Origin of the sequence: Pseudoalteromonas sp. GABNS16E (assembly GCF_028598715.1) — a bacterium.
Taxonomy (GTDB): Bacteria; Pseudomonadota; Gammaproteobacteria; order Enterobacterales; family Alteromonadaceae; genus Pseudoalteromonas; species Pseudoalteromonas atlantica.
On the sequence record NZ_JAQREZ010000017.1, the window covers coordinates 12,903 to 26,746 of the forward strand.

A 13,844-nucleotide genomic window follows, 5' to 3' on the forward strand; every position below is an offset into this window, starting at 1 on the left:
CGCGCGAAAGTAATACGCAGTACATATATAAACGTCTAAATACAGCTGTAAATTCATAGTTACATTATTATTTACCGACATTTATTGCAAAACTATTTATGTTTTAAGTAACTAGTTATATCTTGAGTGCCTCTCACACATTTTAGGATAGTTAAGTGCTTAAAAATAAAACAATAGGCAGCATGTTAATTGTTGCAGGCACCACCATAGGCGCAGGTATGCTGGCATTGCCAATTGCCTCTGCAGGGCTTGGATTTAATACCGCGCTTGCACTGATAATAGCCAGCTGGTTATTGATGACCTACACCGCTTTATTAATGCTAGAGCTCCACCAATACGCCCCTAGAGATGCAACGTTAAACACCTTAGCAAAGCGCTGGTTAGGAAAACGCGGCCAGTACGTTGCTAACTTTTCGATGATATTTTTGTTTTACGCCCTGTGCGCAGCCTATATAGCCGGGGGTGGCGCGCAGTTGCAGTCGCGTATTAGTAGTGATTTGAGCATAAACATAGCGCCCCAAATTGCCTCTATTGTTTTGGCCATTGTAATAGGTAGCGTGGTTACTTTAGGCACCAGTAAAGTAGATAAACTTAACCGCGTGTTATTTACGATTAAAATTTTAGTATTAGGCAGCTTGTTTTATATGCTTACACCCTATGTACAAGGTAAGCACTTACTTGAAATGCCCGTTGAGCAAGGGCTGATTTTATCTGCCTTACCCGTTATTTTTACCTCATTTGGTTTTCATGGCTCTATTCCGTCAATTGTTAAGTATGTGGGGCTGGAAACAAAAGTATTGCGTAAGGTAATGATTGCAGGGGCTGCTTTACCTTTAGTGATTTATATTTTTTGGCAACTGCTTAGCCAAGGGATTATGCAGCAAAGTGATTTACTCAATAGTAATGGCTTAACAGGCTTTGTAGAGAGTGTGGCAAATATTGCGCATAATCCGCAGGTAACAAGCGCTGTTACACTGTTTGCCGACTTAGCATTGGCCACCTCTTTTTTAGGTGTTAGCTTAGGGTTATTTGATTTTTTTGCTGATGCATTTAATAAAGGCGACACCAAATCAGAAAGAATAAAAACCGCACTAATTACTTTTATTCCCCCTTTAGGGTTTGCGTTATTTTACCCTCAGGGATTTATAATGGCGCTAGGCTATGCAGCCATCGCCCTTGTGGTATTAGCAATATTTTTACCGGTTTCTATGGTGTATAAGCAGCGTAAATCGGGCCCTCAAACGGGATACCAAGTGCGAAGTGGTAATATGGGATTAGCGGTGGCAGGGCTGTGCGGCGTTGTAATTATTGTCGCCCAATTTATGCAAATGTTGGGATTAGTACCCGCTATTGGTTAATAACAAAACTAACCCCTTTAGCTTAAAGGGGTTAGTTAAAAATGTTAAAATACCCGAGACTCACCACGGCCTGTAGCCTGAGAAGCTGCTTGTAACTCACCGTCTTTATTTACAATAACCTGCAAATCGCCAAAGCGGCGCTCATCCAGTGTGTAGCCCATTTTTATAAGTTCAGCTTGTGTGTTTTCACTGAGCCGTGCGTGTGTTCTGATCACGTTTTTAGGCCATAACTGATGATGAAACCGCGTGCTATTAACAATATCGTTGGCGCCCATGTTAAATTCAACCGCATTTAAAATAGATTGATACACCGAGCTAATAATTGTTGTGCCCCCAGGCGAGCCTGTGACCATTTTAACGCTGTTGTTTTTGAGCAGTATGGTTGGCGACATTGAGCTAAGCATACGCTTTTGTGGCTGGATTTCATTGGCTTTACCGCCGAGCGCACCAAAGGCGTTCATTACCCCAGGTTTAGCGCTAAAGTCGTCCATTTCGTCATTTAATATAAAGCCTGCCCCTTCAACCACAACACCACTACCAAAGCTTAAATTAATCGTTGTGGTATTGGCCACCGCATTACCCATTTTATCAATAATAGAAAAATGCGTGGTTTGCTCACTTTCTTTGAGGCCTGGTTTTATGTTTTCGGTCGTTGAAATAGCTGTTAAAGAAATATCTTTACTGCGCGCTTTTAGGTAATCAATATGAGTAAGCTCAGTCACTGGTACATCAAAAAAGTCCGGATCGCCCAAGTACTCAGCTCTATCGGCAAACACACGTTTACCTATTTCAGCAAGTAAATGCACGTATTGAGTAGAGTTATGTACCAGCCCCATTTCGCTTTTTTTAAGCTCAAACATTTTTAGCCACTGCAAAATAGCTATTCCGCCAGAGCTTGGCGGTGGAGAGGTTAATACTTCATAACCGTTCCAGTTAGCTTTAATCGGCGTGCGCGACACAGCCGTGTAATTAGCCAAATCAGTTTGGTTAATAATGCCGCCGTGCTGGTGCATAAAGTTGGCAATAATGCGGGCTGTTTCGCCTTTATAAAACCCGTCTTGACCGTTATCTCTTATGCGTTTTAAAGTAGCGGCTAGCTCAGGCTGTTTAAAAACCTGATTTGCTTTTATATCTGCAAAATAGTGTTTAAAATTTACATTTATATTTTGTTTGTCTAGATGAGCAATGTATTGTGCAACCCCCTGAGCCAATTTGGGCGGCACTTTAAAGCCTTGCTCTGCTAGGGTAACCGCTGGCTGTACTAATGTTTGCCATTTTAAGGTGCCGTGTTTTTGATGCGCCAGCCACATACCGGCTACGCTCCCTGGTACACCACTTGCGTGAATACCATAAATTGACTTGTTTTTAATTACATCGCCCTTGGCATCTAAATACATATCTCTGTGCGCTGCTTGGGGAGCGGTTTCGCGATAGTCTATAAAGTCGCCTTTTCCCTCTTTTTGAATAAGCATAAAGCCTCCCCCGCCAATATTTCCGGCTTCGGGAAGCGTTACCGCTAATACAAATTGCGCAGCAATAGCCGCATCAACGGCATTTCCACCTTGCTCTAAAATAGCTTGTGCTGTATCTGCACTAAACGAGTCAGGCATTGCGACAGCGCTTTTAGTAACTTGCTCCGCCTGCACGCTAAATATACAAAATTGTGCAATCAACACACTCTTAACAATGAGCCGGCTTGGTCGAAAAAATAACCCCATAAAACATCCTTACTTTATTATTTGAATCTCGCTTGGCTCATTTATGCATACCACAGAACGTTAGGTCAATGTTTATACAAGTAATTTTTTGTATGCTATAACGCCTTTGCGTATAAAACGGCATCCAAATCGCCTTGTTCATCAGTGTGTATATAGTTTTTAACCCAGGTAAATCCCAGCTTTTGCATGACGCTAATTGAAGCTTTATTATCGGCCAGTGCCATTGCCGATAGTGTTTTTATCTCTGGCTGTATTTTTAAGGCGTTACATAATGCACTAGCCGCCTCCGTTGCATAACCCTGTCCCCAACTAGATTGCTTAAAGCGCCACCCTATTTCAATATTTGTAAAATCGGGAGTTTGAGTAAAAAAGTGCATAGGCCTAACAAGCACCCACCCTATAAAAGAGTCCTCTTTTTTAAGGGTGATTTTCCACAGTCCCCAGCCTTTGTTTGCATTTTTATAGGCAAGCATTCTGGGGATCCCTATTTCTTTAATTTGTTTTAATGTCGAAGGCGTTCCTCGGTTTATGTATTTCATTACCGCGGGGTCTTGATCTAGTTCATGCAGCAGCGGCCAATCGTGTTCATTCATTAATTTGAAATTTAAGCGTGTTGTTACAGGTGTGTTCATCTTCGCTGTTCTATTATTAAGTGGAATTAATTATTTGTCTCTAAGGAGAGATAGCACATGAACAAATTAGCAGGTTTAGCTTTATTAGGCACTTTAATTACACTAACGGGCTGTGAAGATGCTCAGGAAGTACAAGAAGATGCAAAAGATAAAAGCGCGCAAATGCAAGAGCAGCTTGGTGATACATGGAACGATGTAAAAGATAAAGCTACAGAGCTTAAAAATGATGAGTCATTAAATGAGCTGCTTGAACAAAGTAAAGCAATGGGCTTAGACATGTACGACGATGGCAAAGAGATTGCCGTTGATGCATGGATAAAAAGCAAAGAAGCAGCCGGTGAATTAACCGAAAAAACGAAGCAAAAAGCGCAAGAAATCGCTGAAGAAATTGAAGAAGCGCGTGAAGAACATGCTGAAAAACAGTAATATTATTGATATTAATTCATTTAATTAAGTAATTTGCTTTGGGGTAAAAGCATTGTTTAGTAAGTGAAAATTGCTATTTAGGTGTTCTTAACAAGCGTTTTAACGCACTTTGCGTGAGGCTTAGCCCCTTAAAATACTTAATTATTATTGCTGATTGGTATTAAATAGTATTTACAAAAAAAGGCTGCAAATAACATTATTTGCAGCCTTTTTATTTATGCACTTATTACTATAATTAAATTGCTTCTTCGTCTTCTTCTGCGGTGCGTATACGTACTACACGCTCAACATCTGTGACAAATATTTTACCATCACCAATTTTGCCTGTTTGCGCTGTTTTTACTATTACTTCTATAGCGCGCTCAACATCTTCATCGGTTAGCACAATATCAAGTTTTACCTTAGGTAAAAAATCCACCATGTACTCAGCGCCACGGTAAAGTTCTGTGTGACCTTTTTGACGACCAAAACCTTTTACTTCACTTACAGTCATACCCGTAATACCTACATCAGATAGGGCTTCGCGTACGTCGTCTAACTTAAACGGTTTGATGATTGCTTCTATTTTTTTCATGCTCACTACTTATTAAAGCTTTAGTTGCCTCGATTTTAGACAATCATGGAGTTCATAGCAAACAAAGCAATTGAATTCGATGATAAAACAACCAAGCGTGGTATAATTATTTATAAGTCTGAATTATAAATCTTTCTCAACTAGCTATAATAATAACAAATGTAGTAGGTATAAATAATATGAAAAAATTCCAAACCGGTTTAACTTTATTAGAGCTCATGGTGGCAGTAGCCATAGTCGGTATTATTGCCTCTATAGCTCTTTGGGACAGTAGCGATATGCTTGAGGAAAACCGCGCTGAGAACTTCTTGCTTGAACTAAAGCGCAATATTAGTTTTGCTCGCTCACAAGCCGCCAGTACAGATGAAATTGTAATTGTCTGTCCTGTTCTCAGTACGAAGCCACTCAGCACCTCCAATCATACATGCAAAAGTGATTGGGGCTCAGCTAGCACTGCAATCTTATTCATCGATACTAATGATAACGATAACTATAATAGTGCGAATGATAGCCTAATACGTGTAATGTCGAGTATACCTTCTAATGACAAAATAAAATTTACGGGCGATAGCTACCTTCGTTTTGATACTAGCGGACGCATTACAACGAACCTTAACGACCCAAAAATAGATGATTTGACCGGTTTTATTTATTGTCCTAATAGTAATAACAAAAACAATAAAGCATTAAACGTATCTGTCTCTGGTACAGCTTTTTATCGTGGTGATATTGAAGAAACGTGCGATTAAAAAAACAGCAACCTAACTTGTTATATTTGTTTCATTTACTAGAATGAGTTAATCATTTATTAACTCAGGTCTTCAAGGATGAGATTATCTATATTAAAAAATAAAGGAGTAACGCTTCTTGAACTAATGGTATCGATGGCTATTGTCAGCATTATAAGCCAGTTATCTATGTGGTTTTACCCCGATTTTTTAGCTAAAAATCGCTTAGACAATCATATAAATCTCCTACACAGAAATATAAATTACGGTAGACTTTACGCAATTGAAAATGGGACTTACGTAACACTTTGTGCACTAAAAGAAAGTCAGTGCACAAAAGGTGAATGGAATAGCCAAATGTCATTGTTTATTGACAAAGATAAGTCAACGACTCTAGATGATGATGAGTTACTCCTAAGTACTTTCGATAATGTTCATGATGCTGATACCTTAGAGTACCCTCGAAATGCTATTACATTTCGTCCCGATGGCTCTTTAAATGGTTTTCAAAATGGGACTTTTATATATTGCCCCAATAGCGATAAAGCCAATCTCGAAGGATTGGCTTTATCTGTAAGTCAAACGGGTAGAATTCGCATCAAATCAACTGATAAATGCCAGAAAAAATAACTCTACTTATCTTCCCCAACAGGAGTCAACATCATTTCCATCGTTTGTTTTTGCCCCTTGCGCGCCTTTAGTACCTATATCAGTTATAGATAACGCAGTGCAATCATCATCATCTTTTACCGCCCCTGCCACAGGCTTTGCAGTGATTGTAAAAGAATTTGTATCGGTCACTTTAATTGTTAATTCAAAATGTCCATTCTCAGTTTTACTTTGTAGCCCTAAATCAGTAAATTTCTCTGTATACTCCCTATTATCAACATAATACTGCTCTTGCTTATTTGCTGCATCTAATAATGCTGCAGCAGCTTCAGCGCGAGAAGCACGTTTGACATATTCAGTATAATTAGGCAGCGCAATTGCAGCGATTATGCCGACGATAGCAACGGCTATCATTAGCTCAATTAAGGTAAAACCACGTTGTTTTTTTATCATTTAAGCCGCCTTAATCGTCTTCGTTCTGTATATTTTCATCATTTTCTTCGCGCTTATATATATACGTTTGCTGTGTTTTAAATCCAAACCCTAATGCTTTGTCATTAACAAGTTGTATTTTATCGTCTACAACTTTTAATCCTGGGCCTGTAATTTCAAGTGGTTGCAGCGGGTTTTCAGCATTTTCACCTTTAATCCCTGGGCCAATTAAGTAAAACTGACTTTTTACTTCCTCATCAGGAGCATCATCGCACTTACCATTATCATCACTATCTGCACATGAAGAACCAAAATAAAGTTGAGGTGTATCTGGTACCTCAGTACTTGTAGCAAATTTCAGATCGTCATAAACTTTTGTACCGTAGTGCAAATGAAATGCGTAAAGAGAGCCCCCTCCTCCACTTAATGAACATTGGTTTTTAATTGATGAATCCAATGTAGGAGTAAAAGATGTAAAATAAGCAACCCCACCAACAACAGTTGCTGCAGCTAACGACTTTTCACCAGTAGCGAGTTTATAACGCCACCCTTTAAAATCACCGCCTAATTCGGCTTCTAATTCAATAAAACTTGCTTTATTATTCAGCGCACTACCAAATGGGTCATCATTCATGTTCATTAAATCAGCAGGCTTGATAACAATAGGCTCTATGCCTTCAAATGATTTCGTAACTGTATTTTCATCTCTAATCATAAATAATTCATCAGCAGTACCTCCTCCATTAGGATTTGAACGATTTCCACTACCAATCACAATTGCATCATAAGGTGTATCTAATCGAGTGACTACACCATCATCGGTTATAGTTACTTTACTAAATATAGTTCTCGCCACTACGGGCTTGTAAAAAAAACGCCTATCGGCATCACTACCAAGATCTGCTAACTGAAAATGACTAAATTTGCCTTCATCTGATATATCTATACGCCAAATACCTCCACCGGTATCTGCTGCATATATCCGGTCTGTATAGCCATCATAATCTGAATCTAATAAGGTTACATCGCCAGCAATACTATATTTCCCATTAAATTCAGCATCCTTAGATGCATCTCCCTTAGGTGCTAAAATCCAAACTTTTTCGCCTGTTTTTGCATTAACAATATAAATACCACGACCTACTTCGTCCTCAGTTTTTATATTAGGCTTATCGGCATCATTCGAATCTTTATTGGTATCATAACCAGCCCCAAATATTAAAAGGGGTGTATTCCCTTTTGATTTTATATAAGCAACTTGGGGTTTAGACCACGTTTGGCCAAGGTTTTTAAATTCCCCTTCACCACCTTTAATAGTCCACATTAAACTTGGAAAGTCTGGCTTTGTAATATCCAAACCATAATAATTACGACCGCCTCTGCGCATACCTACCGCAGCCCAAACTTGATCGCCTTTAGTTGCGTTAATAGTTCCATCATTTAAACCATCACCATTTAGGCTTTGATTGTTGAAATAAACGCTAATAGGTCCATCGATGCCGTATTTTTTACTACTCTCTTTTTTTCGAAGCGGCTTAATAATTTTGTATAATTCCGATGGGATAAACGCCCAACTTTCACTAACTTTATTGTTCGTATCATCGTCTTTAAACATATGCAAAAAACCAGCATTAGTGCCAATTAGAATACGAATGTCACCGTTACCATAGTCTATTGCAACCGGCTTTGAGTGAAGTGGATCACCAAATATATCACCGCGCACTGCTGATGATGAAAATTCATTATCAACATCAACTCCGCGCGCCCAGTCTATAGTATTTTTTAGGTCAGATTCATTTACATCAAAAACAAGAGCTGCTTTTTTATTAGTATCATAGGCATTTTTAATCTTATCAAGACTAAAATCTATTAATGCATTCGTATTTGCGTTTGTAAGTATATTTCGAGTTTTGTCACTGCTTATTATTGCTGCATTGACTCCCCCCTCTTTTACAGAGCTGCCATCGGGGGTTCCATCAGCACTCCAAAATGTATGCGCACTCGTTTTGATAAGGCCATCACTATCAAACGCTTCTATATCCTTGGAATCAATAACTTTGTTACCTGATAATTTCAGTTTTTTTAGATTACCACGCCATCTAGTATGTTTTTCAGGGTAAAACATACCCAAGTATATGGCATCTCGACTACGCGTTTGATCTACATTATTACTCGCTACAGAAGGGGCTGTAAAAGTACTGTTTTCCTGTCTGATCTCCGCTACGGCATTGTTTAAAGCTTCAGAAAGCTTTTCTGGTGTAGTTGCAGGTAAATTTTTACCACCACCTAATGTTGCAGCTAGTTTTAATAAGTTTTGACCTTTTTCAGTCATACCAGAACCAAAGCCGATGGTATATAGACGCCCTGTTTCATTAATATCGGGAGTAGATGGATACAAATCAACAATAGTGTCGCCTGTTCCATGAATAACTTTAGCAAGCTGATGCAGCATGTTGTAATAATAGCGATCACCGGTAGTTAAATAACGACCAAAATACTTATTATGCTCAACGCTAATGTCAATATCGCTGTCATTATCACTTCCCAAAGATGGGTCTCCATCAGTCATATAAATAATATTTACTGAATTATCACAGCGCTTAGCTTCAGCCACACTATCAGCAAAAGGTGATATATAAGAGTAACTAGAAACGACATCTTCTAAAACATAGTTGCATACTTTCTTAGTCTTTTTTTTACCCTTCTTGTTGTAGTAAACAACATCTTCGCATTTTAGAACTTGTTCTTGGGTAATAATTGCAGATTCGATACCTGCATCTCTTTTATCTCGATCTACCAGAAGAGCATAATTCAACTCTTTTCCTGTAATATATAAATAAGCCTCCCACAGTGTTTCAGCTAATGGAGTCCCCCCACTTGCAGGCAGATCATTAATAGATTCTTTTATGTAATCGGGCGAACTACCAATGCCATTTAATACATAGCCACCATTGGTTCCATTAAAGCGCATTAATCCGAAATCGATTGAATCTTTATTATCATCGACTACTTTACTCATAGCATCTTGAGCAGCTTCGAGCCGACTAACACATGAACCGTAACAATCGCTCCTCCCAGTGCTTGAAGACCAAGCCATGCTTCCGGAAGTATCAAAAATTAATAGTACTCGCGGTTTTTCATCTGAATTAGCATCTTTATTTACATAAAGCTCAATATCCTCAGCGTATACATGCATATTAATTACTGATGTAAATAATAAAACGAGTACGATATAAAGTTTAAATTTCATCTTAAATCCCCTTACCCGTACTGGCCATTTCTTGGGCTATACCTGTTACAATAGTTAACTGATGCTTGCTTTTAGAGCCATATTCTATCGTAGTGGATACTTGAACCATATTGCATGAAACACCCGCTGTAAAACTATAACTACGAGGGCAATTAAGCTCTAGCGAACCATTATTTAAATTCGTCATTATGCTCTTCATTTCGTGTCCTGGCTCTGTAATATCCTTCTCGGGTATCATTATTTTATTACCATCACCATCAAGCTTACCTGAATCTGTGGCGGTTTCATCTGGAGTAAGAAAAAAGTCACTATCAGCCCCTTTTTTAGCTTCTGACGCAATGACTCTTAACACTTCGCCAATCAATTGATTTTCTGCAACTTCTCGCTCTTGCGCTGCATTGGTAATTTTAATATCAATCGTACTACTACTCATAAGGGTAACTGCGATACCAGTTACAGCTATTACCATTATTAATGCAGTGATAAGCACGACACCTTGCTGCTTGGTTGGCAAAGACTTTAGATTTTCCATAAATTACCTCCAACATTACTTAAACGAATAGTTGTAGTAAAAACTGTTCTTCTATAGTTATCATTAAAATTTAATTCTCGCTTCCCAGCTCCCTCACCTAAAGTATATTTTTGGTTTTTAAGTTTTATTCCAGAGTCTGGTTGAAGTGCACGGATTAATAAAAAAACTTGCACCGTTAAAATACCTTTGCGGTTTTCCCATTCAGCAGCAGTAATTGTGCTGGGGCTTTTGTAAGTATCAACTCGACTGTCGCTATTCGTGTCTAATCCAAACAAAAAACGCATATTTTCGACCCCTTCCATTATCGTTTCAGAGGTCATTTTTCCATTTACTAATCGTTTTCGTCTTAATGCGGGAACTTTTATTTTTTGATTATTTACTAAATATTCTTCTTCTTTAATATAATAAACGTGATGACTGTATGGCCAAATAGTTGCATTGATATTTGTCGGGATATATTTGCCGGTTACAAAGCGTGCTTGTTCTTGTTCTGCGATAAAATAATTTATTTTATCGCTCGTAGTATTAGTACCTGCTACAGCATCATATTGAGGATCACCCTGTAAAAACTTGAGCTGAAGTATATCGGTCTCTTTATCATTGGCAGGAATAATGCCATCTTTTATGCAATTTAGGTTATCTTTTCTGGTAGTCGTTTTTGCATAAATAGTACGAAAATTACTACTAGTACTACTGGTTAAACTTGGAAAGCTGCCGTTATTATCTCCCTCTGAGCAATCATCTGCGACCCCTGTCGCGGTAACCGTTGTGTTTGCTGCAGTAAATGAATCATCGTAATAAGTTCCCCAAAAGCCCACTTGCTCTATATCGCGCTGCATAATATTAATGGCTAAACGACCTGACTCTTGTAGCTCGCCTATTGACATTGTGTCTTTCGTAGTTGTTTTCATACTGGTAAAAGTAAACATGACACCGCCCAAAATCAAACCGCCAATAAATAGTGAAATCATAACCTCTACAAGAGTAAACCCTTTTTGCTTCATGTTAACTCCTCACATATATATAACTGGTTAAAACCACTAAACGGCGTTTGTTATTAGCTTCACTACCACAAGTAACCTTTTTTGTAACTGCATTCGCATTAAACTCTTGGCGACCTTGCCATGATATGATTACTTCAATGTTAAACCCTTTACCTCCAGTATCTGCTGCTAATGTTTGATTGATACATATTGTAGCATCATCTAAAGTTCCTGTATTTTCACGAGCTTGAATAGCTCGCTTCCATTGCACTATATCCATAGCCACTATCCCTGATGAATCACAGGTTTTTCCAAAACAAGAAGAATCAGTTGTAGCAAGTGCGCCGCTGCTATCTATTTCAGACTCACCATACTTTTTAATAGATGCAATGGTATCATTTGCTCTAATGCGCTGAATAATATCATTTCCTAACGCCACCGCGGCTGCGCGCTGCATAGAGTCAAAGCTTGCCTGCTTAGCTTTTGCTTGCAGTGCAACAGCGCCTAATAAGCCAAAGCTTAAAATAATAAACGCAATCAGCACTTCAATTAAGGTAAAGCCTTTTTGAGGTTTTTTGTGAGGTGAATGCATAGTAAAAACCAAATAAATTTTATCTGATTATAAGTTTATGCATTGAAAATGTAGATGCAATATATACTAGGACAAGCGGTTAAATTTGTTGATAAACGGTTAACAGCATCAAGCCAATTGAGCTAATTGATGATTAAAGTTACTCTATCTGGAGGCGATTTAACTCCAGCGCAATGCTGCTAATTTAGTGGGCTCAATAGCGGCCTCTGCCTTACTTAAAAAGCCAAGCAACCTACTAAAAATTCAACCTAAAACATAACAGGCTCTAACTTAGCGCATTTTTTACTGTTTTTAGCTCTCGCCTACTTACGCTTAATTGCTCCTTACATCCGGCTAGTTCTACGCTATGTACACCAGGGCTTTGGGTATGCAAGGCAACAAGCTTTTGTTTGTTTATGAGCGTGTTTCTGTGAATACGTAATAATTGCGTTGGGAAGCGTTGCTCAAGTTGTTTTAAGCTTTGTTCAATTAGGGCCTCGCCCTCTTTAAATACCATATTGGTGTATTTTTCTTGGGCATTAAAGTAATACACTTGATCAAGTTCAATACTTTTTATTGTGCCACCAAGCTGATAACTAATTTTTGTAGATTGCTGCTTTTGCATATGCGCTTTATTTAAACGCCCTGCTTGTGCTAACACTTTATTTAATGCCTGTTCAGTAACGGGTTTTACTAAGTATCCTGCGGCACTGAGCTGTAGCGCATCAAGTGCATGCTCGGGGTAAGCCGTTACAAATACTATTGCCGGTGGCACGCTCAGCGTATTGAGTTGCTGCGCTACCTCTAGGCCATTAATACCCGGCATATCTATGTCTAAAAAAACCAAATCGGGATGAACCTGCTTGATAATGGCAAGCCCCTGCGCGCCGTTATCACCTTCGCCTTTAACTAAAATATGCTCGTTGTGCTGCAGTAGCCGCTTTATTCTAGCGCGAGCTAGCGGTTCATCATCAATAATTACAACATTCATTGGGGGTTCTCAAACTGCTTAGGGATCACCACTTTTACTCTAAATACATCCTCTTTTTGTGTGATCGTTAGTTGGGCTTTTTCTTTGTAATATATAAACAATCGCTGGCGAATATTTTCAAGTGCCATGCCGTTATTTGGTCTTTTTAACGCCTCATTATGAGTGATCGGGTTAGAAACAATCAATGTTAAATACCCTGTTGTGACGTGTAGCTCTACACTAATAACGGCCCCTGTTTCACTGGGCTCTACCCCATGACACACCGCATTTTCTATTAACGGCTGAAGGGTTAAGCACGGAATACTAATATCTGGTAAATCAGCAGGCACTTGCCAATTAAGCTTTAAACGACTGCCAAAGCGCCAAGTTTCCAGCGCAACATATTGTTTTGATAAGGTCAGCTCATCTTCGAGAGAAACGCGCTGTCCCGAGCGCATAGCCGCTTGCGACAACGCCGCAAGCGCAAGTATTGCTTGCTCTGCAGCATCGGCATCATGATGTGTTAACTCGGCGGCGGTATTAAGGCTATTGTACAAAAAATGAGGGCGAATTCTGGCTTGCAAAGCATCAAGCTCCGCGCGCGAGAGCGCTTTTGTTTGCTGCTCTTTTCCAAAATAAATCAGTAAAAACTGTACAAATAAAGCCGTGATCAAAAAAACAATTAAGCAGTTTCGTAATACAAAATAAATACTCGTTTCATTATTTGTAATATCTAAAAAGTAGCGGGCACACAGCACACTAAATAGAGCGGTACTGACTAAAAAGGAAATAAAAAAAGCAAAAAGTTGGGTGGTTTGCGGCTTTTTTTGTAAAACCCCCCGAAAAGAGTATAAAGCAGAAATACTGACCAAAACGGTCATATGAGAAAATAAACTAATTACGCCAAGGCTTTGCCAGCTATCCCCCTCAACAAAAGGAGCAAACGCTAAGATAGTAGCAACAACTTGGGTAACAATAAGCGTGGCAAGTACCCCGCGCTCATTAAAAAGAGCCGAAAAAAGCAATGTTTCACCTTGCGGCAACTTGCTCATAACGGCTCT

At 39.0% G+C, this 13,844-nt stretch carries 14 protein-coding genes; 4 read left to right on the forward strand and 10 right to left on the reverse strand.

Annotated features, from left to right (window positions below; translation table 11 throughout):
• Nucleotides 1-155: 155 nt before the first annotated feature.
• Nucleotides 156-1,358: an aromatic amino acid transport family protein gene (locus PSI06_RS09050; RefSeq protein WP_096041392.1), complete on the forward strand. Its 1,203-nt coding sequence runs from the start codon at nucleotides 156-158 to the stop codon at nucleotides 1,356-1,358.
• A 44-nt stretch (nucleotides 1,359-1,402) separates the two neighbouring features.
• Here the strand turns inward: PSI06_RS09050 and ggt are convergent, their stop codons facing one another.
• Nucleotides 1,403-3,076 carry a gamma-glutamyltransferase gene (gene ggt / locus PSI06_RS09055; RefSeq protein WP_273603582.1) on the reverse strand — a complete coding sequence of 558 codons (1,674 nt, stop codon included), beginning with the start codon at nucleotides 3,074-3,076 and terminating at the stop codon, nucleotides 1,403-1,405.
• A gap of 95 nt (nucleotides 3,077-3,171) precedes the next feature.
• Nucleotides 3,172-3,708 (reverse strand): GNAT family N-acetyltransferase, encoded by a 537-nt coding sequence (locus PSI06_RS09060; protein WP_096041391.1) that lies wholly within the window; start codon nucleotides 3,706-3,708, stop codon nucleotides 3,172-3,174.
• A 57-nt stretch (nucleotides 3,709-3,765) separates the two neighbouring features.
• On the opposite strand from PSI06_RS09060, the gene PSI06_RS09065 reads away from it, so the two are divergent.
• On the forward strand, nucleotides 3,766-4,134 hold the full coding sequence (locus PSI06_RS09065) for a hypothetical protein (RefSeq protein WP_024032265.1): 369 nt from the start codon (nucleotides 3,766-3,768) through the stop codon (nucleotides 4,132-4,134).
• Nucleotides 4,135-4,369: 235 nt separating this feature from the next.
• Here the strand turns inward: PSI06_RS09065 and PSI06_RS09070 are convergent, their stop codons facing one another.
• Nucleotides 4,370-4,708, reverse strand: coding sequence for a P-II family nitrogen regulator (locus PSI06_RS09070; RefSeq protein ID WP_004588371.1), 339 nt, complete (start codon nucleotides 4,706-4,708; stop codon nucleotides 4,370-4,372).
• Between the two features lie 179 nt (nucleotides 4,709-4,887).
• On the opposite strand from PSI06_RS09070, the gene PSI06_RS09075 reads away from it, so the two are divergent.
• Nucleotides 4,888-5,457, forward strand: coding sequence for a GspH/FimT family pseudopilin (locus PSI06_RS09075; protein ID WP_273603583.1), 570 nt, complete (start codon nucleotides 4,888-4,890; stop codon nucleotides 5,455-5,457).
• Nucleotides 5,458-5,535: 78 nt separating this feature from the next.
• Nucleotides 5,536-6,066, forward strand: coding sequence for a GspH/FimT family pseudopilin (locus tag PSI06_RS09080; RefSeq protein ID WP_273603584.1), 531 nt, complete (start codon nucleotides 5,536-5,538; stop codon nucleotides 6,064-6,066).
• A gap of 6 nt (nucleotides 6,067-6,072) precedes the next feature.
• Here the strand turns inward: PSI06_RS09080 and PSI06_RS09085 are convergent, their stop codons facing one another.
• The 7 genes from PSI06_RS09085 to PSI06_RS09115 form a co-directional block, all read right to left on the reverse strand.
• On the reverse strand, nucleotides 6,073-6,498 hold the full coding sequence (locus PSI06_RS09085; protein WP_273603585.1) for a type IV pilin protein: 426 nt from the start codon (nucleotides 6,496-6,498) through the stop codon (nucleotides 6,073-6,075).
• A 10-nt stretch (nucleotides 6,499-6,508) separates the two neighbouring features.
• Nucleotides 6,509-9,727 (reverse strand): PilC/PilY family type IV pilus protein, encoded by a 3,219-nt coding sequence (locus PSI06_RS09090; RefSeq protein ID WP_273603586.1) that lies wholly within the window; start codon nucleotides 9,725-9,727, stop codon nucleotides 6,509-6,511.
• A gap of 1 nt (nucleotide 9,728) precedes the next feature.
• Nucleotides 9,729-10,259, reverse strand: coding sequence for a pilus assembly PilX family protein (locus PSI06_RS09095; protein WP_273603587.1), 531 nt, complete (start codon nucleotides 10,257-10,259; stop codon nucleotides 9,729-9,731).
• Nucleotides 10,247-11,263 carry a PilW family protein gene (locus tag PSI06_RS09100; RefSeq protein WP_273603588.1) on the reverse strand — a complete coding sequence of 339 codons (1,017 nt, stop codon included), beginning with the start codon at nucleotides 11,261-11,263 and terminating at the stop codon, nucleotides 10,247-10,249. Before PSI06_RS09100 ends, PSI06_RS09095 begins: the two co-directional genes overlap by 13 nt.
• 1 nt (nucleotide 11,264) lies before the next feature.
• A complete protein-coding gene (pilV, locus tag PSI06_RS09105; RefSeq protein WP_273603589.1) occupies nucleotides 11,265-11,834 on the reverse strand; it encodes a type IV pilus modification protein PilV in 570 nt (189 codons plus the stop codon).
• A 265-nt stretch (nucleotides 11,835-12,099) separates the two neighbouring features.
• On the reverse strand, nucleotides 12,100-12,804 hold the full coding sequence (locus PSI06_RS09110; protein ID WP_273603590.1) for a LytR/AlgR family response regulator transcription factor: 705 nt from the start codon (nucleotides 12,802-12,804) through the stop codon (nucleotides 12,100-12,102).
• The gene (locus PSI06_RS09115; protein WP_273603591.1) at nucleotides 12,801-13,835 is read right to left on the reverse strand and encodes a sensor histidine kinase; all 1,035 of its coding nucleotides are present in this window, start codon (nucleotides 13,833-13,835) and stop codon (nucleotides 12,801-12,803) included. The genes PSI06_RS09110 and PSI06_RS09115 overlap by 4 nt, the downstream gene beginning before the upstream one ends.
• Nucleotides 13,836-13,844 lie beyond the last annotated feature (9 nt).

Coding starts and splice junctions, on each gene's coding strand:
- ggt (WP_273603582.1), bottom strand. CDS start 3,076: ATGGGGTTATTTTTTCGACCAAGCCGGCTCATTGTTAAGAGTGTGTTG.
- PSI06_RS09060 (WP_096041391.1), bottom strand. CDS start 3,708: ATGAACACACCTGTAACAACACGCTTAAATTTCAAATTAATGAATGAA.
- PSI06_RS09065 (WP_024032265.1), top strand. CDS start 3,766: ATGAACAAATTAGCAGGTTTAGCTTTATTAGGCACTTTAATTACACTA.
- PSI06_RS09070 (WP_004588371.1), bottom strand. CDS start 4,708: ATGAAAAAAATAGAAGCAATCATCAAACCGTTTAAGTTAGACGACGTA.
- PSI06_RS09075 (WP_273603583.1), top strand. CDS start 4,888: ATGAAAAAATTCCAAACCGGTTTAACTTTATTAGAGCTCATGGTGGCA.
- PSI06_RS09080 (WP_273603584.1), top strand. CDS start 5,536: ATGAGATTATCTATATTAAAAAATAAAGGAGTAACGCTTCTTGAACTA.
- PSI06_RS09085 (WP_273603585.1), bottom strand. CDS start 6,498: ATGATAAAAAAACAACGTGGTTTTACCTTAATTGAGCTAATGATAGCC.
- PSI06_RS09090 (WP_273603586.1), bottom strand. CDS start 9,727: ATGAAATTTAAACTTTATATCGTACTCGTTTTATTATTTACATCAGTA.
- PSI06_RS09095 (WP_273603587.1), bottom strand. CDS start 10,259: ATGGAAAATCTAAAGTCTTTGCCAACCAAGCAGCAAGGTGTCGTGCTT.
- PSI06_RS09100 (WP_273603588.1), bottom strand. CDS start 11,263: ATGAAGCAAAAAGGGTTTACTCTTGTAGAGGTTATGATTTCACTATTT.
- pilV (WP_273603589.1), bottom strand. CDS start 11,834: ATGCATTCACCTCACAAAAAACCTCAAAAAGGCTTTACCTTAATTGAA.
- PSI06_RS09110 (WP_273603590.1), bottom strand. CDS start 12,804: ATGAATGTTGTAATTATTGATGATGAACCGCTAGCTCGCGCTAGAATA.
- PSI06_RS09115 (WP_273603591.1), bottom strand. CDS start 13,835: ATGAGCAAGTTGCCGCAAGGTGAAACATTGCTTTTTTCGGCTCTTTTT.